The 20377-nt window shown below is 70.5% G+C and carries 19 protein-coding genes; 7 read left to right on the top strand and 12 right to left on the bottom strand.

The window, feature by feature from the left end:
• Positions 1-7: 7 nt before the first annotated feature.
• Positions 8-517: a hypothetical protein gene (locus ACIRB7_RS12355; RefSeq protein WP_403596288.1), complete on the bottom strand. Its 510-nt coding sequence runs from the start codon at positions 515-517 to the stop codon at positions 8-10.
• 89 nt (positions 518-606) lie between these two features.
• On the opposite strand from ACIRB7_RS12355, the gene ACIRB7_RS12350 reads away from it, so the two are divergent.
• Together ACIRB7_RS12350 and ACIRB7_RS12345 are read left to right on the top strand one after the other, a co-directional pair.
• Positions 607-1266, top strand: a complete 660-nt coding sequence (locus ACIRB7_RS12350; RefSeq protein ID WP_403596286.1) for a response regulator transcription factor — start codon at positions 607-609, stop codon at positions 1264-1266.
• Positions 1267-1394: 128 nt separating this feature from the next.
• A complete protein-coding gene (locus ACIRB7_RS12345; protein WP_403597646.1) occupies positions 1395-2603 on the top strand; it encodes a sensor histidine kinase in 1209 nt (402 codons plus the stop codon).
• An 11-nt stretch (positions 2604-2614) separates the two neighbouring features.
• On the opposite strand, the gene ACIRB7_RS12340 is transcribed toward ACIRB7_RS12345, so the two are convergent.
• Positions 2615-3667 (bottom strand): mechanosensitive ion channel family protein, encoded by a 1053-nt coding sequence (locus ACIRB7_RS12340; RefSeq protein ID WP_403596283.1) that lies wholly within the window; start codon positions 3665-3667, stop codon positions 2615-2617.
• A gap of 133 nt (positions 3668-3800) precedes the next feature.
• Here ACIRB7_RS12340 and ACIRB7_RS12335 point away from each other — a divergent pair, with 133 nt between their 5' ends.
• From ACIRB7_RS12335 to ACIRB7_RS12325, 3 genes are all read left to right on the top strand, one after another.
• On the top strand, positions 3801-4010 hold the full coding sequence (locus ACIRB7_RS12335; RefSeq protein ID WP_030315760.1) for a helix-turn-helix domain-containing protein: 210 nt from the start codon (positions 3801-3803) through the stop codon (positions 4008-4010).
• Positions 4010-4564, top strand: coding sequence for a Clp protease N-terminal domain-containing protein (locus tag ACIRB7_RS12330; protein ID WP_403596280.1), 555 nt, complete (start codon positions 4010-4012; stop codon positions 4562-4564). Before ACIRB7_RS12335 ends, ACIRB7_RS12330 begins: the two co-directional genes overlap by 1 nt.
• Before the next feature lie 92 nt (positions 4565-4656).
• Positions 4657-5031: a PRC-barrel domain containing protein gene (locus tag ACIRB7_RS12325; RefSeq protein WP_351219871.1), complete on the top strand. Its 375-nt coding sequence runs from the start codon at positions 4657-4659 to the stop codon at positions 5029-5031.
• A 76-nt stretch (positions 5032-5107) separates the two neighbouring features.
• Here the strand turns inward: ACIRB7_RS12325 and ACIRB7_RS12320 are convergent, their stop codons facing one another.
• From ACIRB7_RS12320 to ACIRB7_RS12295, 6 genes are all read right to left on the bottom strand, one after another.
• Entirely contained in the window at positions 5108-5410 is a 303-nt protein-coding gene (locus ACIRB7_RS12320; RefSeq protein ID WP_403596277.1) for a YkvA family protein, read from the bottom strand.
• 19 nt (positions 5411-5429) lie between these two features.
• The gene (locus ACIRB7_RS12315) at positions 5430-6296 is read right to left on the bottom strand and encodes an alpha/beta hydrolase (protein WP_403596274.1); all 867 of its coding nucleotides are present in this window, start codon (positions 6294-6296) and stop codon (positions 5430-5432) included.
• A 173-nt stretch (positions 6297-6469) separates the two neighbouring features.
• A complete protein-coding gene (locus tag ACIRB7_RS12310; protein ID WP_403596271.1) occupies positions 6470-7879 on the bottom strand; it encodes a GH1 family beta-glucosidase in 1410 nt (469 codons plus the stop codon).
• 80 nt (positions 7880-7959) lie between these two features.
• The gene (locus tag ACIRB7_RS12305; protein WP_403596269.1) at positions 7960-9081 is read right to left on the bottom strand and encodes a DUF1996 domain-containing protein; all 1122 of its coding nucleotides are present in this window, start codon (positions 9079-9081) and stop codon (positions 7960-7962) included.
• A 27-nt stretch (positions 9082-9108) separates the two neighbouring features.
• On the bottom strand, positions 9109-11286 hold the full coding sequence (locus tag ACIRB7_RS12300) for a discoidin domain-containing protein (protein WP_403596266.1): 2178 nt from the start codon (positions 11284-11286) through the stop codon (positions 9109-9111).
• A 77-nt stretch (positions 11287-11363) separates the two neighbouring features.
• Positions 11364-13559, bottom strand: coding sequence for a discoidin domain-containing protein (locus ACIRB7_RS12295; protein WP_403596263.1), 2196 nt, complete (start codon positions 13557-13559; stop codon positions 11364-11366).
• Positions 13560-13748: 189 nt separating this feature from the next.
• On the opposite strand from ACIRB7_RS12295, the gene ACIRB7_RS12290 reads away from it, so the two are divergent.
• A complete protein-coding gene (locus ACIRB7_RS12290; protein WP_403596261.1) occupies positions 13749-14768 on the top strand; it encodes a LacI family DNA-binding transcriptional regulator in 1020 nt (339 codons plus the stop codon).
• Positions 14769-14877: 109 nt separating this feature from the next.
• Here the strand turns inward: ACIRB7_RS12290 and ACIRB7_RS12285 are convergent, their stop codons facing one another.
• The 4 genes from ACIRB7_RS12285 to ACIRB7_RS12270 all read right to left on the bottom strand — a co-directional run bounded on the left by ACIRB7_RS12285 (position 14878) and on the right by ACIRB7_RS12270 (position 19541).
• A complete protein-coding gene (locus ACIRB7_RS12285; RefSeq protein ID WP_403596259.1) occupies positions 14878-16275 on the bottom strand; it encodes a GH1 family beta-glucosidase in 1398 nt (465 codons plus the stop codon).
• A gap of 74 nt (positions 16276-16349) precedes the next feature.
• Entirely contained in the window at positions 16350-17189 is an 840-nt protein-coding gene (locus ACIRB7_RS12280) for a carbohydrate ABC transporter permease (protein WP_403597643.1), read from the bottom strand.
• 43 nt (positions 17190-17232) lie between these two features.
• On the bottom strand, positions 17233-18225 hold the full coding sequence (locus tag ACIRB7_RS12275) for a carbohydrate ABC transporter permease (RefSeq protein ID WP_403596256.1): 993 nt from the start codon (positions 18223-18225) through the stop codon (positions 17233-17235).
• Positions 18226-18236: 11 nt separating this feature from the next.
• Positions 18237-19541, bottom strand: a complete 1305-nt coding sequence (locus ACIRB7_RS12270) for an ABC transporter substrate-binding protein (protein ID WP_403596254.1) — start codon at positions 19539-19541, stop codon at positions 18237-18239.
• A 171-nt stretch (positions 19542-19712) separates the two neighbouring features.
• Here ACIRB7_RS12270 and ACIRB7_RS12265 point away from each other — a divergent pair.
• On the top strand, positions 19713-20377 hold a 665-nt coding region (locus ACIRB7_RS12265; protein ID WP_403596251.1), incomplete at its 3' end, for an ROK family protein.

Here is a 20377-nt window from a genome sequence, read left to right as displayed (position 1 = left end):
CCGCCGCTCATCGGGCCACGCCCTCGCAGGCCTTGGCGGCCTTGTCGAACTTCTGCTTCTCCGGCCCCTGCGGCATCCGCATCGCCGGCTGCGCGCCCCCGTCGAACTTCGGGTCGGGCATGTTGAAGCCGTTCTCCCGCATGCACTTCGCGTACGCGAGCGCCTTGTCCTTCTCGGCCTGCGTCGGCTCCTTGCCGAACCCGGCGCCGCCCGCCTTGCCCTGGCAGGCCTTGAACGCCTTCTCCATCTTCTCCTTCGACATGCCGTCGCCGCCGATGGTGAGCCCGACGCCCTGCTCGCCCGGCTTGGGCTCGGGCACGTCGAGGCCCTGCTCGCGCAGGCACGTGCGGTGCTCGAAGGCCTGGTCGGCCTTCTTGCCCTCCTCGCTCACACTCCCGTCGCTCTTCCCGCTCCCGGAGGAACCGGGGTCCGAGCCGGAGCAGGCGGCGGTGAGAAGGGAAAGGGCGGCGGCCAGGGAAGTGGCGGCGGCGGCCCGGGTGATCCGTCGAATCGTCATGGCGTGGAGCGTGCCGCGAAGGGATGTTTCGTTTCCCTCAGCGGTTTCGTTTACACCGGCGAAAGGTCCCTCTCGGATACACAGGGGACATGCGTGTACTGGTGGTGGAGGACGAGGCGTTTCTCGCCGAGATGATCGCCGAGGGGCTGCGCCGCGACGCGCTCGCCGTGGACGTCGCGGCCGACGGCCTCGAAGCCCTGCGGAAGCTGCGGCTGGGCGAGTACGACGTCCTGGTCCTGGACCGCGACCTGCCGGGGATGCACGGCGACGACGTGTGCCGCCGCGTCGTCGAGCAGCGCCTGATGACGCGGGTCCTGATGCTGACGGCGTCGGGCACCGTACGGGACCGGGTGGAGGGCCTCGGCCTCGGCGCCGACGACTACCTGACCAAGCCCTTCGCGTACGACGAGCTGCTCGCCCGCGTCCTGGCGCTCGGCCGCCGCGCCCGGCCCGCGCTGCCGCCCGTACTGGAACGGTCCGGGATCGTCCTCGACACCGCCCGCCGCCAGGCCAGCCGGGACGGGCGCCACCTGCACCTGTCACGGAAGGAGTTCGCGGTCCTCGAGTCGCTGCTCCGGGCCGAGGGAGCGGTCGTCAGCGGCGAGGACCTGATCGAACAGGTCTGGGAGGAGCACACCAGCTACCGCACGAACGCGGTACGGGTGACGCTGAGCAAACTGCGGGCGAAACTCGGCGAGCCGCCGGTCGTGGAGACGGTGCCGGGCTCGGGCTACCGGATCGCGTCATGAAGCGGAGGACGCCCGGGGCCAGGCCCCGGCTGACGACGGGGGAGCGGCCCCGGTTGACGAGAGGGAAGCGGCCCCGACCGACGACAGGGGAGCGGCCCCGACTGATGACAACTGAGCGGCTCCGACTGATGACGGGGGAGCGGTCCCGGCTGACCGCCCTCTACGGCGGACTCCTCCTCCTCGCCGGCGCGCTCCTGACCGGAGTCGTGTACCTCCTCGTGAAGGAGGGCCTCTACTCGTCGATCAGCCTCGCCATCACCGGAGCCGTACCGGCGCAGCGTCTCGGGGACCTGCCGACCCCGTACCCGACGGGTTTCCCGACCGCCATGCCCGCCAGCCCGGTCCCCGCGAGCCCCGCCCCGACCGGTGGCGGCCGGATCGCCGGCCAGGCGGTCGCGATCACCCGGACGGTGAGCGACGCGGCGGAGTCGGCGGCCTTGGAACGGCTTCTGACGGTCTCGCTGCTCGTCCTCCTCGCGTACGCGGTCCTCTCGGTCGCGCTCGCCTGGTGGATGGCGGGGCGGGTGCTCCGGCCGGTGTCCGTGATCACCGAGACGGCCCGACGGCTGTCCGGCGAGAACCTGCACGAGCGGATCGCCCTCGACGGACCGCCGGGCGAGCTGAAGAGGCTCGCCGACACCTTCGACGGGATGCTGGGCCGCATGGAGGGTCTTGTCTCCGCGCAACAGCGGTTCGCGGCGAACGCGGCACACGAGCTGCGCACCCCCGTCGCCGTGCAGCGGGCGGCGGCGGAGATCGGGCTCGCAGGGGATCCGCCCCCCGAGAAGGTCGCCCGCATCCGGGCGAAACTGATCGAGGTCGCCGACGACAGCGAACGGATCATCGAAGGCCTGCTCCTGCTCGCCGCCTCCGACCAGGGGCTGCGGGAACGCACTCCGGTGGCGGTGCACGAGGTGGCCCGCGAGGCCGTGCACGCGCTGGCGTCCGAGGCGCGGGAGCGCGGGGTGAGGCTGACCGTCCGGGCCGCCCCGCTGACCGTCGACGGCGACGCGGTGCTCCTCGACCGGCTCGTCCACAACCTGGTCGTGAACGGCGTACGCCACAACGTCCCCGACGGCCGCGTGGAGGTCCGTACCGGCCCCGACGGCATCGAGGTGACGAACACCGGCCCCGAGATCCCGCCCGACACCGTCCCCCTCCTCTTCGAACCCTTCCGCCGCCTCACGGCCCGCGCCCACACCCCCGGCGAAGGCGCGGGCCTGGGCCTGTCCATCGCCGAATCGATCGCCCGCGCCCACGACGCCACGACGGAGGCGTCCCCCAACGCGGAGGGCGGCGGCCTGACGGTCCGGGTGCGGTTCGGGACGGGCGGCTGACGCGGCCCCGGTCAGCGCGGCGGTGCGTCGTCGGTCGCCAGCGCGGTGATGATGCGGGGAAGCGCCCCGGGGTGCTCCCGGTTGAGCCAGCCGACGAGGTCCTCGCGTACGGCGCAGCGGGTCGTCCACAGGTCGTCGGCGTCCTTGGCGGTCACGATGGCGCGCACGGTGATGGCGGTGGGGGTGGTGTCGGTGACGGCGAGGTCCCACGCCCGGCCGTCCCAGGTGGAGCAGGTGTCGAGGAACTCCCGCAGGTGGGCGCGCATCAGCCCGACGGGCGCGGAGTGGTCGCAGTGGACGAACACCGAGCCGGTCAGTTCGTTGCCGCCGCGCGTCCAGTTCTCGAACGGGCGGGAGGTGAAGTACGACACGGGCAGGGTGACCCGGCGCTCGTCCCAGGTCCGGACGGTGAGGAAGGTGAGGGTGACCTCCTCGACGGTGCCCCATTCCCCGTCGACGACCACCGTGTCACCGATGCGGACCATGTCGCCGAAGGCGATCTGGAAACCGGCGAAGAGATTCCCGAGCGTCGACTGCGCCGCCACGCCCGCCACGATGCCGATGATGCCGGCCGAGGCGAGCAGCGAGGTGCCGAGCCCCCGGAACGTGGGGAAGGTGACGAGGGCGAAGGCGGCGGCGACCACCCCGACGGCGACCGACACCACCCGTGTGATCAGCGTCACCTGCGTACGGACGCGGCGCAGCCGTGCGGCGTCACGCGCGCGCGTGGCGTACCGGGCGTACGAGGACTCCACGACGGCCGAGGCGAACCGTATGGCCAGCCAGGCGCCGCCGCCGATCAGGCACAGCAGCAGTAGCTGGTCCACCGCCGCGGTGTGGTCCAGGAGCGGCGGCCAGTGCGTCGCGCGGTAGGACCACCGGAACACGACGGTCAGGAGGACGAGGTACAGCGGAGTACGGCACCGCCGCAGCAGCCCCCAGAGCGGGGTGTGGGGGTGTCGCGCGTCCGCGTACCTCGCGAAGAGGTCCGCAGCGCGGCCGGCGGCGAGGGCCAGCAGCGCCGAGCCGCCGAGGACGATCGCCAGTCGAACAACGCTTTCCATGGCTCCCCAGTCGATGAGTGGGACGTGGTCGTTGCTGACCGCCTCACCGCCGTGCCACCCGGCAAACACGCGACGACACTTCAGCTGTCAACAAAGGTTGACGTGAGGCGTGCTGTCAACGTAGGTTGACTACATGACCGATGCGACCGATCTCGCCGCACGAGCGGGCGACCGCGACCCCCGGGTCGGCCTGCGGGCCGTCTCCGCCCTGCGGCGCCTCCTCGAACAGCTGGAAGCCGTCCAGGTCCGCAGCGCGCGCAATCAGGGCTGGTCGTGGCAGGAGATCGCGACCGAACTGGGCGTCAGCCGACAGGCCGTCCACAAGAAGTACGGGAGGCAGTGATGTTCGAACGGTTCACGAAACCCGCACGTGCCGTGGTGAAGGGGGCGGCCGAGCACGCGGAGCGCGCCGGCGCCACCGTCGTCACCCAGGAACATCTGCTCCTGGCCCTGCTCGACCGCGAGGACACCCCGGCGGCGGCCGCACTGCGGCAGCTGTGCCCGCCGGACCGCCGCCCCTCCCTGGTGGCCGCACTCGCCGAAGCCCGGCGCCGGGCGGGAATGTCCCGGGCCGACGCGCAGGCCCTGGCGGACCTCGGCATCGACCTCGGTGCGATCGTGGCGCGGGTCGAGGAGACCCACGGCACGGGCGCGCTGGCGGGCGACCGCAAGGACGCCGGCTGGTGGTCGGGCCGCCCGTCCTTCTCCCGCGAGGCCAAGACCGTCCTGGAGAAATCCCTCCGGGTGGCGCTGGCCCGCAAGGACCGCGTGATCGGCGACGAGCACCTCCTCCTGGCCCTCACCATGACCGGCGGCGTCGTCGCGGAGGCCCTGGCCGACCACGGCGTGACCTACGCCTCGGTCGACACGGCGGTCTCCGGCGCGACGACCGGCTGAGGGGTGTGGGTTCCGGTCCGCTGGGCAGGCGGTCCTCCTGAGCCCGTACCACGAGGCTCGGGACAACGTCCGAAAGCGGAGGAGGGATCGACATGGCGGAGAACGTGTGGGCCTACGGGCAGGCGTTCGGCCACCTGGTGGGCACCGACCTGACCGGCTGGAAGGTGGAGGCCACCGACGGGCACATCGGAAAGGTCGACAAGCACTCCGACGAGGTCGACGACGCCTACCTGGTCGTCGACACGGGGGTGTGGATCTTCGGCAAGGAGGTGCTGCTCCCCGCGAGCACGGTGACCCGCATCGACCTGGAGGGCCACTCGGTGCACATCGGCCTGACCAAGGAGCAGATCAAGGACGCGCCGGAGTTCCACTCCGACAAGCACCTCGCGGACCAGCAGTACCGGGAGGAGATCGCCGTGTACTACCGGACGGGCGGCCCGTTCGGGGGCGGCCCGAGCCCCGTCTGACCCTAGCCCGGACAAGCCGGGGCGGCTCCCGCACCTGAGTGCGGGAGCCGCCCCGTGTGCCGTCGGACGCAGTACGTCAGCCGGGCAGCTCCTCACGCTCCACCCGCTCCACGCCGCTCCTGGCGGCCGCCGCGTGCAAGGCCCGCAGCGCCACCAGGAGGACGCCGATGTCGTCCAGGTAGACCGGATCGGGAATCAGGTCGACCGGCGACACCGTGTACACCACGGCCGCCCAGAACAGGGCCTTGGACCGCAACGGCACACCGGCGTCCACCAGCAGCCTGCGGGCCCGGAAGACACGTACGAGCAGAACGGCCGCGTAACCCGCCATCACGAGCGCGACGACGGCGGCCACCACGAGCCAGAGTGAGCTGTCCATGCTCCTCTCCTACCCGACGTCAGACGAGGCTGTCCAACAAGTCGGCGAAGAGTTGCGGCCGGCTGAAGTAGCCGACGTGTGACGCGGCGAGGGTGTGGACGTCGAACGGGTTGTGCGGCGTCACCGCGTCCGCCTTGCGGATCATGTGGTCCTGCACCGCCGGAGTGAGGCTGCGGTCCTCCGAGAGCCGGACGTACGAGTGCGGGACACGCCCCCACCCATCGGCCCGGACCAGCGCCGCCGATTCCATCACCGAGTGGTTCTCGTCCGGGTCCAGGGAGTCCAGGAGCAGCCGGAACTGGTGGTCCGTGGAGTCGGCCATGACGGCCTCCTTCACCGCGGCGAACAGCTCCGGATCGGCGTGCGCGCCGCGCCAGTTCAGCCGGACGAGACCGGGATCGGACCCGTCCGACGGCACGGCGATCCGGGCCGCCGCCGCGTCGAGCAGGCCGTCGTCGACGACGTCCCACGGCTCGGTGAGCATGGCCGGATCGCTGAGGCAGAGCGCGGAGAGGTAGACCACCCGGTGGAGCAGTTCCGGCACGGCGTTCGCGACGGCGCTGATCGTCAGGCCACCGAGGCTGTTGCCGACCAGGACCACCGGGCCGTGTGCGGCGATCCGCCGCACGACGCCGACGACATGCGTGACGTTGTCGTGCAGGGTCACACCGCTCATCGGGGAGGGGGCGGTGGCCAGCGCCACGGAGTCCTGCGGTTGGCGGTAGTAGGCGGCGGGCACGTCGGCGTGGTCGCCGTGGCCGGGCAGGTCGACGGCGTACGAGCGGTGTCCGAGCAGGGCCAGTTCGTTCTGCAACGGCCCCCAGGCCCGGGCGTTGCTGGAGCCGCCGTGCACGAACACGAAGGTGGGGCGCGAGTTGGCGCGCATGATGAGGATCCTCGTCATCCAGAGGTGAACAGTGGACGTGGGACCCGGTGTCGACGTCGTCGACGGTCGGCACCGCGGTCAGTACGCCGACCGGGTGCGTACGGACTGCCAGTTGTGGATGACGAGACTCATGGCACCGACGCTAACAGCCGGACACGAGCCTGCCGACTTCTTTATTTGCCGCGGACCCGGTGGGCGGTGTCGCGCAGCCACAGGGCGCTGCGCTTGGGCGTACGGGTCTGGGTGGCGTAGTCGACCCGCACGAGACCGAAGCGCTTGTCGTAGCCGTACGCCCACTCGAAGTTGTCCAGGAGCGACCAGGCGAAGTAGCCCCGGACGTCCGCCCCGCCCGTCCGGGCGCGGGCCACGGCGGCCAGATGGGCGGCGAGGTAGGCGGTCCGTTCGGTGTCCTCGACGAAGCCGAGGGCGTCGGGACGGTCCTCGTACGCGGCGCCGTTCTCGGTCACGACCAACGGGATGCCGGGGTAGTCGCGGGAGACGCGCAGCAGCAGCTCGGTGAGGTCGTGCGGCATCACCTCCCAGCCGAGGCAGGTCACCGGGAGGCCTCCGTGCGGCAGGTTGCGGGTGACGGGGATGCCCCGGGCATCGGTGGTGGCGCCGTTCTCGTCGACTCCGGAGGTGCGCATCGAGCGGTAGTAGTTGACGCCCAGGGTGTCGATGGGGCTGCCGATGATGTCGAGGTCGCCGTCCCTGACCGGGATCTCGACGGAGTGCGCGGCCAGGTCCCCGACGAGGTCCTCGGGGTACGCGCCGAGCAGGATCGGGTCGAGGTAGAAGCGGAACCCGAGCGCGTCGGCCCGGCGTGCGGCCTCGTGATCGGCGGCGCTGTCCGTGGCGGGACGGCTGGTGCCGAGGAGGTGCGTGACGGCCAGGTCGAGGGGGCGGCGGGCGGCGGCGCGCAACCGCTGGACCGCGAGGCCGTGTGCCAGGTGCAGGTGGTGCACGGCGTTCACGCCGTCGGCCAGGGAGCGACCTCCGGGCGCGTGGACGCCTTCGACATGGCCGAGGACCGCCGAACAGAAGGGTTCGTTGAGGGTGGTCCAGTGGGTGACGCGGTCGCCGAGCCGCTCGTGGACGAGCTCCGCGTAGTCGGCGAAGCGGTAGGCGGTGTCGCGGGCGGGCCAACCGCCGGCGTCCTGGAGCTCCTGGGGCAGGTCCCAGTGATAGAGGGTCAGCCAGGGGTCGACGCCGTGCGCGAGGAGCTCGTCGACCAGACGGTCGTAGAAAGCGATACCGGCCGGGTTGACCGGGCCGCGTCCGCGCGGCTGGACACGGGACCAGGAGACGGAGAACCGGTACGTGTCCAGACCGAGGGCGGAGAGCAGGGCCACGTCCTCGGGCATGCGGTGGTAGTGGTCGCAGGCCACGTCGCCGGTGTCGCCGTTGTCGACAGCGCCGGGGACACGGCAGAAGGTGTCCCAGATGGACGGCGTACGGCCGTCCTCGTCGACGGCCCCCTCGATCTGGAAGGCGGAGGTGGCGGCGCCGAAGCGGAAGTGCGGCGGGAGGAGGTCGATCAGCGCGTCGTGGTGGGCGGTGGCGGACGGGGCGGGCGCGGACATGGGTGCTCCTGGGAGTCGGAAGGGGACGGGAAGCGGCCCGGGCGCCCTCACGGGCGTCCGGGCCGCGGTCTCGTGACGGATCAGGGCAGTCGGTGGTCCGCGTTCAGCACGGCACCGCGTTCGGGGCGGTACAGGTCGAAGCCCCGGGTGTCGCACTGCAGGCCGCCGACGACGCAGTGGTCGACCAGGGCCTTGAGGGTGCGCTCCTCCCACGCGTTGAAGAAGTCGTAGTGGAAGGAGTAGCCGCGGCCGCTGGCCAGGCGGACCTGGGACATGTCGCCGTTGACCGGCCACGCCATCTTGAACTCGATCATCGGCAGGGCGACGGGGTGGGAGGCCGGGCACATGTTGTCGTTGGTGCCGGGCTTGACGACCGGGTAGGCCATGTGGCTCTTGTGGTCGGGGGTGTCGAGGTACAGGCCGTTCCAGCAACTGGGGGCCTGCATACGCAGGTTGAGCTGTACGTCGGGCCGGCTCGGGCAGCTCGCCGGGATGTCGGTGTTGAAGAAGCTGTCACCGCATTCCCAGCCCTCGACGAACCCCTTGTGGGCCCGGAACTCCTGGGCGCTCTGCATGGGGTTGCCGACGACGAACCGCAGACCCTTGGGGAAGGGCCGCACGCTCCGGTAGTCGGTCACTCCCGCCTTGTAGTAGATGACCTGCGGGCCGACGGGCAGGATCTTCTGGTCACCCTTGTACAGCGAGGGCATCCAGTACGCGGAGGCGTCCGCGGGCGCCTTGCAGGTGGTGTGCCCTCCGTAGAGCGAGCCGGTGGTGCTGGCGGCGTTGGTGGACGTGTTGCCCATGAACGTGTGGTCGTGGGACTTGCCGAACTGGCCCGGGTAGACGATCGGGTCGTCCGGCGCGGTATGGGTGACGGAGCAGCCGGCCTGGAACTCGTGATGGTAGGCCGGGGGCGGGGTCGCCGTGGACGGGGTGACACCGGTGACCTGGGGTACGGCCGGGATGTAGCCGTCTCCGTCGGGGTCGTCGCCCGACGCCTGGGTGGAGGCGGCCATCACGTGGGCGACGGGGGAGACGCCCGCCGGGTGTCCGCCGCCGTGGGCCGAGACCGGCGCGGAGGCCGACGTCCGGCTCTCTCCGCGGGCCGTGGCGGCGGTGTAGGTGTCGACGGTCAGGGCGGAGACGCCCAGGGCGGTGGCGAGCAGTAAGGCGGACAGGGTCCGGCCGCGGATTCTCATCGTGAACTCCTCGTTCTCCTCAGGGGGTCAGCTGTAGACGCCGAACTCGTGGAGCGAGTAGCCCCAGCCGGTGCCGCGCGCGGTGAGCTGGAGCTTGACGTACCGGGCGGTGGTGCCCGTCTCGATGGCGTCGATGTCGCCGTTGCCCGTGGTGGTGGTGTGGATCGTGCGCCAGGTGGTGCCGTTGTCGGAGACCTGGACCTCGTAGGCGCGGGCGTAGGCCGGGTCCCAGACCAGCTGGAGCCGGTTGACGGCGCGGACCGAGCCGAGGTCCACCTGGATCCACTGCGGGTCGCTCCAGTCGCTGGCCCAGCGGGTAGCGGTGTTGCCGTCGGTGGCGTGGGAGGCGGGGCAGGGGCAGTCGCCGTAGGAGGCCTGGGCGGAGGAGGCGGTGGCGGGCCTGTTCAGGGCGATGTTCGTGCCGGCGACGGGCGGGGCGACGACCTTGACGGACTTCGTCTCGATGCCCGCGTTGCCCCGGCCGTCCTCGGACTGGATGTACACCTTCCAGACGCCCAGCTTCTCGGGCGCGGTGACGGCGAAGGTGCCGTTGCCGGTGGCGCGCCACTTCGCCTCGATCAGCCGCTTGTCGCCGTTGGCGTAGTTGCCGCTGAGGAAGATCTTGTGGGTCAGGGGGTCGTTCTCGGGGTCGCGGATGTCGGCGCGGACGGTGAACTCGCCGCCGGCCGGCGCCTGCGACGCCGGGGAGACCGTCATGTTCGTGATGACGGGCGGGGTGTTGTCACCCGCGGTCGACCCGGCGTAGGCCTTCTTCACCGCGTAGTACGAAAGCCGCTTGAGGCCGTCGGGCAGCAGGTTGAACCAGACGCCGCCGAAGTCGTGCTCGAGGCCGTAGTGGAACATCGTCGCTCCGAGAGCCACGCCCTGGTGTCCGGTGATGCAGTTCCAGGCCTTGGTGTAGCCCTCGGCCTTCTGGACGTCGGTCGGCTCGTCGGGGATGCCGTTGACGTCGTCGGGCACCTCCCACTCGCCGGCGTTCCCCGTCTCGGTGATGATGTACGGCTTGTTGTAGCCGCCGTCGACCCAGTCCTGGCGCACCCCGCAGATGTCGCCGTAGGCGTTCATCGAGTACAGGTCGAGGTCAGGGGCGTTGCGCTTGTAGTAGGGCCAGGCACCCGTCCACGCGTCGGTGGAGGTCACGGGGTGGTCGGGGTCGATGGAGTGGATCTTCTTGGCGACGTCGTTGACGAAGGTCGTGTACGCGTTGCGCTGGGCCTCGAGCTCGGTGCCGCCGTAACAGTTCTGCAGACCGAGGACCGACTCGTTGCCGACGTTCCACATGAGCGTCGCCGGGTGGGACTTGTAGGTCTCGACCCACTTCGCGAACTCGGTGAGCATGGTGTTCTTGTACGCGGTGTCCGTCACGTAGTTCACACAGCCGCCGGACCCGGGGCCACCGCCCGGCTGGAGCCAGAAGCCGTTCATCACCTTGAGACCGTGGGCGGCCGCCGCGTCGAGCAGGGCCTTGCTGGAGGCGTCGGTCCCCCAGGTCCGGACGGTGTTGACACCCATGGACTTCAGGTCCGGCATGTAGCGGGGAGCGTCGGCCATCGCCGGACCCCAGGTGAGGCCCTTGACCGTGTACGGCTGGCCGCCCACCGTCAGCTGCCAGTTGCCCTGGGAGCCCGCCACGCGTACGGCGCCCTGCGGCGGGTTGGTACCGCCGCTCTCGCCGTACACCCGGAACTCCCACAGGGAGTAGCCGTAGCCGGTGCCACGGGTGACGCCCTGGAGGCGGACGTAGCGGCCGGTTCCGGTGACCGCGAGCTCGTCGGTGCCTCCGTCGCCGGCGGTCACGGACTTCACGGTGCGCCAGTCGGTCCCGTTGTCGGAGAGCTGGATGTCGTACGCCTTGCCGTACGCGCCCTCCCAGTTCAGGACGACGCGGCTGATGTTCGTGCTGCTGCCCAGGTCGACCTGGATCCACTGGGAGTCGGTCCACTGGCTCGCCCAGCGGGTTCCGGTGAGGTCGCCGTCGACCGCCGCGGCCGCGGACCAGGCGGCACCCTCGCTCGACGAGGCGGTGGCGGGCTTCCCCTGGGAGAGGAGGGTCTCCGCGGCGGTGGCGGGCGCGGAGGTCAGCAGGGTGGTGGAGGTGGCGAGCAGGGCACCGAGGGAGACGAGTGAGCCTGCGGTGCGGGCGCGGGCGTGCCGTGGTCTCGATGAGGGGGTGATCGTGGTCATGGCGGCTCCTGGAGGGAGGAGGGAGAGGGGCGGGAGGCCGGGACGCGCCGGACAGAGGGCGCGTCCCGGCGGGACCGTCAGGGGAAGGACACGACCGTGGACGGCACGGTCGAGGTGCCGGCGGGGATGGTGGACGCCCCGGTGTTGTTGATGACGTGGTTGTAGTGGCCCATTCCGCCGAGCGAGACCACCAGGAGGCTGTGGAACTTCACGCCCGGCTTGACGGGTGCCTTGAAGCCGTGGTCCTGCACGATGGTCGGGTCCACGTTGTAGTTGCAGTAGCTGCCGAGGCCCCATGCCTCGTGGGTGTTCACCGAGTCGTCGACGCGGTAGGCGGCGTACCCCTTCGTCGTGCCGTTCTGGATGGCGGCCTGGTTGGGGGCGTCGTACGCCTTCTCGTTCTGGTAGAAGATCGTGCGGCCGCGTTCGCCGTACCACTCGACGTCGTACTTGTTGAAGTGCTCGACGAACAGGCCTGTGGCGAGCACGTCGTCGCCGTTGACACGGACGCCGTAGTCGGCGCGGTTGGTCTCCCAGCCCCAGCCCTCGCCGTGGTCGGCGCGCCAGACCCAGGTGTGGTCGATGATCGCGTCGTCACTGTTCACGACCATGCTGGTGGTGGCCTTGCCGACGTGGGCGCCGCCGATGCGGATGTAGACGTCCTGCACGGTGGTCGGGTTGGCGGCGTGGTCTGCGCCGGAGTTCTGCGGTCCGAGCTCCAGCAGGGTCGGCGAGTTGACCGGTCCCGCGTCGATCAGGAAGCCGGCGAGCCGGACGCCGTCGACGTCGGCGACCTTCATCGCGGTGACGCCGTTGTCCGGGATGATCGTGGCGAGGCCGAGGCCGAGCACGATGGTGTTCGCCCGGTTCACGTTGATGCTCTGGTCGACGTGGTAGACGCCCGGGGTGAAGAGCAGGTGCAGGCCCTGGGCCAGTGCCTGGTTGATCGTGGCGGCGGTGGCGCCCGGCTTGACGACGTAGAACTGGCTCAGGGGGATGGACTCGCCCTGCGGGTTGCCGCCGGCCCAGCTGGTGCCACGGGCGTTGACCCGCTTGGCGGGCGCGAACACCTTGTACTCGTTGCCGTCCAGGTAGAGGTACGGCTTCTCGCGGGAGATCGGAGTGGTGTCGAGCGTGGTGTAGCGGGGCTCGGGGAAGGAGGTGGCCGGAGCGCCCTCGACGCCCGAGAAGGTCTGGTTCCACACGCTGTTGGACCAGCCGCCGATGGAGCTCTCCCGGGTGTACCACTGCTGCTGGGAGTAGTTGCCGACCTGGCCGTCGATCTTCGAGTCGGCGATGTAGCCGCCGCTGGCCCAGCCGTAGCCGTTCGGTGCGAGGTTGAGACCGCCCTTGACGTGCATACGGCGGAAGGAGGACGCCTGCGAGACGGCCCACCTGTTGGTGCCGTTGACCGGGTTGAGGGTCAGGCCCTCCGCGCCGCGCCAGAAGTTCTGCGTGGCGTTGCCGTTGAACCAGCCCGCGTCGACGGTCACGTCACCGTTGATGGTGGTGTCGCCGGGGCGCAGTCCGAGGCCGGCGATCTGGGTGTAGAAGCCGATCTGGGCGTTGAGACCGTTGTACGTACCCGGCTTGAAGAGGAAGGCGTGACGGCCGGCACCGAACTGGGCCGACTCCTGCTGCTGGAAGACCTGGTCCAGCTTGGCCTGGATGCCCGGCGTGGACGGGTCCATGACGTGCACGTTGGGGCCGAGGTCGCCGCCGCCGGGCAGGGTCGGGCCGGTGCCGTCGGTGGAGCCGTACACCTGGAACTCCCAGAGCGAGAAGCCGTATCCGGTGGCCCGGGTGAGGCCGTTCATCCGGATGTAGCGACCGGTGCCCGAGAGGGTGACGTCGTCGGTGCCTCCGTCGCCGGCGGAGACGGCGGTGACGGTCCGCCAGTCGGTGCCGTTCTCGGAGGACTGGATCTGGTAGCTCTTGCCGTAGGCGCCTTCCCAGGTCAGGACGGCGTGGCTGAGCGTGGAGCTCTTGCCGAGGTCGACCTGGAGCCACTGGGCGTCCTGCCACGAGCTGGCCCAGCGGGTGCCGGTGAGGTTGCCGTCGACCGCGGCGCTCGCGGCGAAGGCGGGGCCCTCGGTGGAGGAGGCGGTGGCCGTCTTCCCCTGCGAGAGCAGAGTGGGGGCGGCGTGCGCCGTCGTGGCGGGGGCCAGGGCGAGCAGGCTGCCGGCCAGCGACGCGACGAGCGCGCCGACGGTGGCCCGTCGGACGGCTGAGGCGGGGCGCCGGAAGGCCGGCGGGGACCCGACGGAAGACATGGGGCTCCTCTGGATACATGGGGGAAACGTGGGAGAGCGCTCTCCGAAACCTTGCCTGTGGGGCGAGTTGACGGTCAAGGCGTATGACACGGCTTTTCTTTTGACTTTCATTAAGTGTCGACCGCAAGGGTTTCTGTCATCCCTCGGACCGTCCTCCCACCGGACACACGGCACCGTTAAGGTGCGCGGGTGGGGAATCGAGGACCGACACTGGAAGACGTCGCACGCGAGGCGGGGGTATCGCGCGCCACGGTGTCCCGCGTCGTCAACGGCGTGCGGAACGTGGCCCCCGACATCCAGCGGGCCGTCCGCGACGCCGTCGCCCGCACCGGCTACACGCCCAACCAGGCCGCCCGTTCCCTGGTGACCAGACGCACCGGAACCGTCGCCCTCGTGCTCTCCGCGACCGGCAGCGCCTTCGCCGCCAGGGTGTTCTCCGACCCCTTCTTCGGCCGGATCGTCGACGGCGTCCTGCCGGCCCTCCGGGAGCGCGCGATCCAACCGGTGCTGCTCGTCGCCGAGTCGGAACAGGCCAGGACCCAACTCGTCGAGTACCTACGGCAGGGAGGCGCCGACGGCGCCCTGGTGGTACCGCTCGACGCGGACGACCCGCTGCCGGCGATGCTGGTGGCAGCGGGCCTCCCCACCGTGCTGTTCGGCCGCCCCCGCGTCGGCGACCGGTGCGCCTACGTCGACCTCGACAACCCCGCGGGCGCCCGCCTGGCGGCCGAGCACCTGTGGGCCACCGGCCGGCGGCGCCCCGCCACCATCGCCGCACCGGCCACCGCCCCCACGGCGGACGAACGCCTGGACGCCTTCCGGGAGGCACTCGCCGCCCACGGCGTGACGTCGGTCCCCGTCGTACGGGGCCGCTTCACGGTCGACAGCGGCAGACGCGCCATGGCCAGACTCCTCAAGGACCACCCGGCCATCGACGCGGTCTTCGCCGCGAACGACCTGATGGCCCAGGGCGCCTGCCAGTACCTGCGCGAACAGGGCGTCGCCGTCCCCGGCACGGTGGCCGTCGTGGGCTTCGACGACTCCATGGCCGCACGGAAGGCCCAGCCGCAACTGACCACCGTGCGCCAGCCGGTGGAGCGGATGGCCGCGGCCATGACGGACCTCCTGATCGAGCAGCTCGACGGCGGCCGCTCCGACCCGGCCTCGAAGACCTTCGAGCCGCTCCTCGTCGTACGCGAGTCGGCCTGACCTCGCCGGGTACGCGAGTCAGCTGACCTCGCCGGCGGCGCGGCCGACAGCGCGGAGCCGCCGGGCGTCCGAAAGGACACCCCGGCGGCGCTCACGTCGGGTCACGGGGTCAGCCGGCGGTCGCCTCCCGGTGGGCGCGGACGATGTCCGCGTACCGACGGCCGCTCGTCTTCACCGTCCTGCGCTGGGTGGCGTAGTCGACGTGGACGAGGCCGAAGCGCTTGTCGTATCCGTAGGCCCACTCGAAGTTGTCCAGCAGCGACCAGGCGTAGTACCCGGCCAGTGGGGCGCCCTTGCGCACGGCACGGGCACAGGCCGCGAGGTGCTCCTCCAGGTAGCGGGTGCGCTCCGGGTCGTGGACCTCGCCGTCGGGGCCGACGGTGTCGGGGAAGGCCGAGCCGTTCTCGGTGACGTACAGCTTCCGTACGCCGTACTCCTCGGTGAGCCGCAGCAGGAGCGCCTCCAGGCCGCCTCCGTCGATCTGCCAGTCCATGCCGGTCCGCGGCACCTCGGGGAGGCGCACCTCGCGGGCGTACGGGACGGGGCCCGCCGGGTCGTCGGCGACGGTGACCGGGAAGTAGTAGTTGAGGCCGTGCCAGTCGAGCGGCGCCGCGATGGTCTCCGCGTCCCCGGCCCGCTCGGGCAGCTCCACCCCGTACAGCTCGCGCATGTCGGCGGGGAAGCCGCGCCCGTACACCGGGTCGAGCCACCAGCGGTTCGTGTGGCCGTCCATACGGGCAGCCGCGGCGATGTCCTCGGGCCGGGTGGAGGCGGCCTCGACGGTGGAGTGGTTGGTCACCAGACCGACCTGGGCGCCGGGGGCGGCGGCGCGGATCGCCTGGGTGGCGAGGCCGTGCCCGAGGAGAAGGTGGTACGAGGCACGCACGGCGGCGGTGATGTCGGTGAGACCGGGGGCCATCCGGCCCTCCAGGTGGCCGATCCACCCCGAGCAGAGAGGCTCGTTGAGGGTGGCCCACTGGCTGACCCGGTCACCGAGGCGCTCGGCCACGACGGAGGCGTACGCGGCGAGGTGCTCGGCGGTGGCCCGCTCGGTCCAGCCGCCGTGGCTGTCGCGGACCCGGTCCTGGAGGACCTGCGGCAGGTCCCAGTGGTAGAGGGTGACGGACGGGGTGATCCCGGCGTCGAGAAGGCCGTCGACGAGCCGGTCGTAGAAGTCGAGCCCGGCGGCGTTGACGGGCCCGTCGCCGCCGGGGACGACGCGCGGCCACGCGACGGACAGCCGGTAGGCGTCCGTGCCGAGGCCCTTCATCAGGGCGACGTCCTCGGGCCAGCGGTGGTAGTGGTCGCAGGCGGTGTCGCCGTGGTCGCCGTTGTCGATCGCGCCGGGCACGCGGGAGAAGGTGTCCCAGATGGACGGGGCCCTGCCGTCCTCGGCGACGGCGCCCTCGATCTGATAGGCGGAGGTCGCCGTACCCCAGGCGAAGTCCGGAGGGAAGGCCTCCAGATCGAGCGGGGTGAGGGAGTCGGCGTCGGTGGATTCGGACACGGGGAACCTCTTCGAGTTCGGTGTGGAGAGGGGCGGCGTCGGTGCGGGGAGGGACGTCGGTACGGGGAGGGACGTCACTTGACCGCACCCGCGGTGAGGCCGGCGACGAGATAGCGCTGGAGGAGCAGGAAGCCGACGACGACGGGGACGCTCACCACGAGGGAGGCCGCCATCACCTGGTTCCAGTAGACGTCGTTCTGGGTGGCGTACCCCTGGAGACCGACGGCGAGGGTCCGCGTGGCGTCGTTGGTCATGACGGAGGCGAAGAGCACCTCGCCCCACGCGGTCATGAAGGCGTACACGGCGACGGCGATGATGCCGGGGGACGCGGCCGGGACGATGACCCGGAACAGCGCGCTGATCGGCCCGCACCCGTCGACCTTGGCTGCTTCGTCGAGTTCCCGGGGGATCGAGTCGAAGTACCCGGTCAGCATCCAGATGGAGAACGGCAGCGAGAAGGTCAGATAGGTGAGGATCAGACCTTCGCGGGAGCCGAAGAGGGCGATACCGGTGGCGTTGCCGATGTTCACGTAGATGAGGAAGAGCGGCAGCAGGAAGAGGATGCCGGGGAACATCTGCGTGGAGAGGACCGTCACCGTGAAGACCCGCTTGCCGCGGAAGGTGTAGCGGCTGACGGCGTACGCGGCGAAGATCGCGACGACCACCGAGAACACCGTGGCCGCGCCCGCGACGACGATCGAGTTCACGAAGTAGTCGGCGAGCGGGACGGTCTCCCAGATGTCGACGTACGGGCGGAGGGTGAGCCCGGTGGGGATCCACTGGAACTTCCCCGACACGTCCGCCAGCGGCTTGAGCGAGCTGGAGATCATCACGTACACCGGCAGCACCACGAACGCGGTGAGCAGGGTGAGGAAGATCCGCCGGGTCCAGAGGAACGACCGCGGCGCGGCCATGGGGGAGCGCGGGGTGCCCCGCAGCGCCCGCCCCTGTGCGTGGCTAGACATCGGAGGTCTTCCTTCCGCGGGTGGTGAGCAGGAGGTAGACGCCCGTGACGACGAGGAGGAAGAGCAGGAGCAGCACGGACATGGCCGAGCCTGTGCCGAAGTTCCACGTCTGGAAGGACGACTGGTAGATGTGGAGGGAGATCAGGTCGGCGGCTTCGGGCGCCGCCTTCCCGAAGAGCACGAACGGCGTGTTGAAGTCGTTGAACGTCCAGAGGAAGAGGACGAGCACGAGGACCTGGTTGACGGACCGCAGTGACGGCAGGGTGATGTGCCGGATCTGCTTCCACACGCCGGCCCCGTCGAGCGAGGCCGCCTCGTACATGTCGCGGGGGATGTTCTGAAGCCCCGCCATGACGGTGAGGAAGGCGAACGGCCAGCCCTTCCACACCGAGACGACGAGCAGGGCCCAGAAGCTGTTGTCCCCGATGAGCCAGAAGGCGGGACTGTCGCCGATGCCGAGCTGGTCGTGGAGGACGTGGTTGATGAGGCCGTTGTCCCGCTGGAACATGAACGCCCAGGTGATCACGGCGGCGTAGACGGGCAGCGCGTACGGGACGAGGAAAAGCGTCCTGAGGATGCCGCGGCCCCGGAAGTTCTCCTGGAGGAAGATCGCGGCGGCCGTCCCGAGGAGCCAGCAAAGACCCACGGAGAGGAGGGTGAACTGGCAGGTCGTCAGGAAGGACTTGAGGAGCGCCTGGCCGACGGGGGCGTCGAAGTCGATCGAGACGGTGTAGTTGTCGAGGCCCGACCAGGGCGCGTCGGCCCAGCTCCGGATGTAGAACTGGGTGAGTTCCTTGAAGCTCATGGTGATGCCCATGAGCATCGGGGCGAGGTGGACGAGGAGTTCGAGGAGCAGGGCGGGCAGGAGCAGAAGGTACGGCAGTGCGATGAGGCGACGCCCGGAGCGGCGTGGTGCGCGCGCCTCTCCGGGTGTGGCCTTGCGCACCGTCCGCTCACTCGGGGGAGTGACGACGGTCTCGGTCATGGTGGGGCGGCCTACTTCTTGGGCATCTGCTGCTGGGCCTTTTCGAGCTTGGCCCGCACGGAGTCCGTGGTGACCGGGCGGCCCGCCGCGGCGTCGGCGAACAGCTCCTTGACGGCGGTGCCGACGACCGTCTCGAACTGCGACTCCTCCGGGACCTGCGGCAGGGCGGCGGCGCTGGTGGCGAGGGTGTCGCGGATGACGGCGAGCCACGGGTCGGCGAAGACCGGGTCGTTCTGCGCGGACTTGACCGGCGTCACCGAGCCGTAGGCCTTGTTGAGGAGGATTTGCTCGTCGTCGCTGGTCATGAACTTCACGAACTTCAGCGCGCCGTCGAGGTTCTTGGTGTTCTTGAAGACGGCCATGTTGATGCCGGCGACCATGGAGTTGGTCTGCTTGCCCGCGCCCGGCTTGCCGGACGGGACCGGCGCGGGGGCGACGCCCCACTCCTCCGGGGTCATGCCCTGGGACTCGAAGGTCTGCGACGGCGTCTGCCACAGCACCATGCCGGTCTTGTTCTTGGCGAAGTCGCTGAGGGACTGGTTCTGGGCGTACTCGGCGTTGCCGGGCGCGACGATCTTCTGCGCGGCCATGAGGTCGACGTACTGCTTGACGGCGGCGACGGCTCCGTCGGAGGTGAAGTCCGGCTTGCCGTCGGCGGTGAAGAAGTCGGCGCCGTGCTGCTTGCCGAGGACGAAGACCTGGTGGATGTTGTTCGAGAGGTTGGAGCCCTCGACGCCGATGCCCCACTTGCCGTCCTTGCTGATCTTCTTGCCGGTGGCGATCAGCTCGTCCCAGGTGGTCGGCGGCTTCGCTATGCCGGCGTCCTTGAACATCTTCTTGTTGTAGTAGAGCGCGTACGCCATCGAGTAGAGGGGAACGGCGGCCGGGTCCTTGCCCGGGACGCCGGTGGAGCCGAGCGCGGAGTCGACGAAGCGGCCCTTGCCGCCGATGGCCTCGAAGTTCTTCTGGTCCCAGGGGAGCAGCGCCCCGGTGGACTGGAGGGAGGCGCTCCAGGTGTTGCCGATGTTGAGGATGTCGGGTCCCTGACCGGACGTGGTCGCGGCGAGGATCCGGTTGAGCAGGTCGGACCACGGGATCACCTCCAGCTTGACCTTGATCCCGGTCTGCTTCTCGAACCGGTCGAGCTCGGGCTGCAGGACCTTCTTGTCGACCTCGAGGCTGGAGCCCTGGTTGGTGGCCCAGTAGGTGAGGGTCTTCGGCGACGCCTCGCTCCCCCCACCGCCGCCGCAGGCGGTCGCGGTGAGGACGAGGGAGAGGGTGACGGCACCGGTGACTGCGGCTCTGACTCTGCGCATGGCTCGTGGGCCCTTCGGGGACGACGACGGGACGCCGATGCGGTGAGCGTCTGGAAGCCTCGCCGTCACATCGGCTTAATTTAGGATGTGAGTTAAACCCCATGAGAAGGTCGCGTCAAGGCTTGTAGTGCGGGTATGTTGCAACGAACGACTTCAGAGACGGGGACCAAAGTGCACGCGAGAACTGGTCGTACGGTGCGTGACCTGCGGCGCGAGAACCGCACCGCCGTCCTGCGCAAGCTGTACTTCGACGGCCCGATGAGCCGCCTCATGCTCGGTCCCGCGACCGGCCTCAGCTCGGGTTCCGTCAGCAACGTGGTCGCCGAGCTCGTCGCGGAGGGCCTGGTCGAGGAGGCCGGAAGCATCGACTCCGCCGGCGGCCGCCCCCGCACCCTCGTCCGGATCACCCCCGCCAGCGGCTTCATGATCGGCGTCGACATCGGCGAGACCCGCGTCAGGATCGAGCTGTTCGACCTCACCCTCGCCGAACTCGCCCGCGCCGAACGCCCGTTGTCCAGCTCGGGCCCTCGCACGGCCCGCTACGACGTGGACCTCGTCGTCGCCCACCTCCGGGAGGGCATCGCGGAGGTGCTCCAGACCGCGGACGTGCCGGCCGACCGCCTCCTGGGCGTCGGTGTGGGTGTGCCGGGCATCGTGGCCCGCGACGCCGGTGAGGGCGCGGTCGTGCACGGTCAGACGATCGGCTGGGACGCGGTCCCGTTCGAGCGTCTGCTGCGGGCCGCGGTGGACCTGCCGGAGGAGGTCCCGTACTGGATCGACAACGGCGCCAAGACCCTGGGCCAGGCCGAGATGTGGTTCGGCGCCGGGCGCGGGGC

This window comes from Streptomyces sp. NPDC093795 (assembly GCF_044764665.1).
Taxonomy (GTDB): Bacteria; Actinomycetota; Actinomycetes; order Streptomycetales; family Streptomycetaceae; genus Streptomyces.
This window is presented reverse-complemented; position numbering and strand designations above follow the sequence as displayed.

What these genes read in the sequence shown, in the direction of transcription:
- ACIRB7_RS12355 (WP_403596288.1), bottom strand. Translation starts at nt 517, where the DNA reads ATGACGATTCGACGGATCACCCGGGCCGCCGCCGCCACTTCCCTGGCC.
- ACIRB7_RS12350 (WP_403596286.1), top strand. Translation starts at nt 607, where the DNA reads ATGCGTGTACTGGTGGTGGAGGACGAGGCGTTTCTCGCCGAGATGATC.
- ACIRB7_RS12345 (WP_403597646.1), top strand. Translation starts at nt 1,395, where the DNA reads ATGACGGGGGAGCGGTCCCGGCTGACCGCCCTCTACGGCGGACTCCTC.
- ACIRB7_RS12340 (WP_403596283.1), bottom strand. Translation starts at nt 3,667, where the DNA reads ATGGAAAGCGTTGTTCGACTGGCGATCGTCCTCGGCGGCTCGGCGCTG.
- ACIRB7_RS12335 (WP_030315760.1), top strand. Translation starts at nt 3,801, where the DNA reads ATGACCGATGCGACCGATCTCGCCGCACGAGCGGGCGACCGCGACCCC.
- ACIRB7_RS12330 (WP_403596280.1), top strand. Translation starts at nt 4,010, where the DNA reads ATGTTCGAACGGTTCACGAAACCCGCACGTGCCGTGGTGAAGGGGGCG.
- ACIRB7_RS12325 (WP_351219871.1), top strand. Translation starts at nt 4,657, where the DNA reads ATGGCGGAGAACGTGTGGGCCTACGGGCAGGCGTTCGGCCACCTGGTG.
- ACIRB7_RS12320 (WP_403596277.1), bottom strand. Translation starts at nt 5,410, where the DNA reads ATGGACAGCTCACTCTGGCTCGTGGTGGCCGCCGTCGTCGCGCTCGTG.
- ACIRB7_RS12315 (WP_403596274.1), bottom strand. Translation starts at nt 6,296, where the DNA reads ATGCGCGCCAACTCGCGCCCCACCTTCGTGTTCGTGCACGGCGGCTCC.
- ACIRB7_RS12310 (WP_403596271.1), bottom strand. Translation starts at nt 7,879, where the DNA reads ATGTCCGCGCCCGCCCCGTCCGCCACCGCCCACCACGACGCGCTGATC.
- ACIRB7_RS12305 (WP_403596269.1), bottom strand. Translation starts at nt 9,081, where the DNA reads ATGAGAATCCGCGGCCGGACCCTGTCCGCCTTACTGCTCGCCACCGCC.
- ACIRB7_RS12300 (WP_403596266.1), bottom strand. Translation starts at nt 11,286, where the DNA reads ATGACCACGATCACCCCCTCATCGAGACCACGGCACGCCCGCGCCCGC.
- ACIRB7_RS12295 (WP_403596263.1), bottom strand. Translation starts at nt 13,559, where the DNA reads ATGTCTTCCGTCGGGTCCCCGCCGGCCTTCCGGCGCCCCGCCTCAGCC.
- ACIRB7_RS12280 (WP_403597643.1), bottom strand. Translation starts at nt 17,189, where the DNA reads ATGGCCGCGCCGCGGTCGTTCCTCTGGACCCGGCGGATCTTCCTCACC.
- ACIRB7_RS12275 (WP_403596256.1), bottom strand. Translation starts at nt 18,225, where the DNA reads ATGACCGAGACCGTCGTCACTCCCCCGAGTGAGCGGACGGTGCGCAAG.
- ACIRB7_RS12270 (WP_403596254.1), bottom strand. Translation starts at nt 19,541, where the DNA reads ATGCGCAGAGTCAGAGCCGCAGTCACCGGTGCCGTCACCCTCTCCCTC.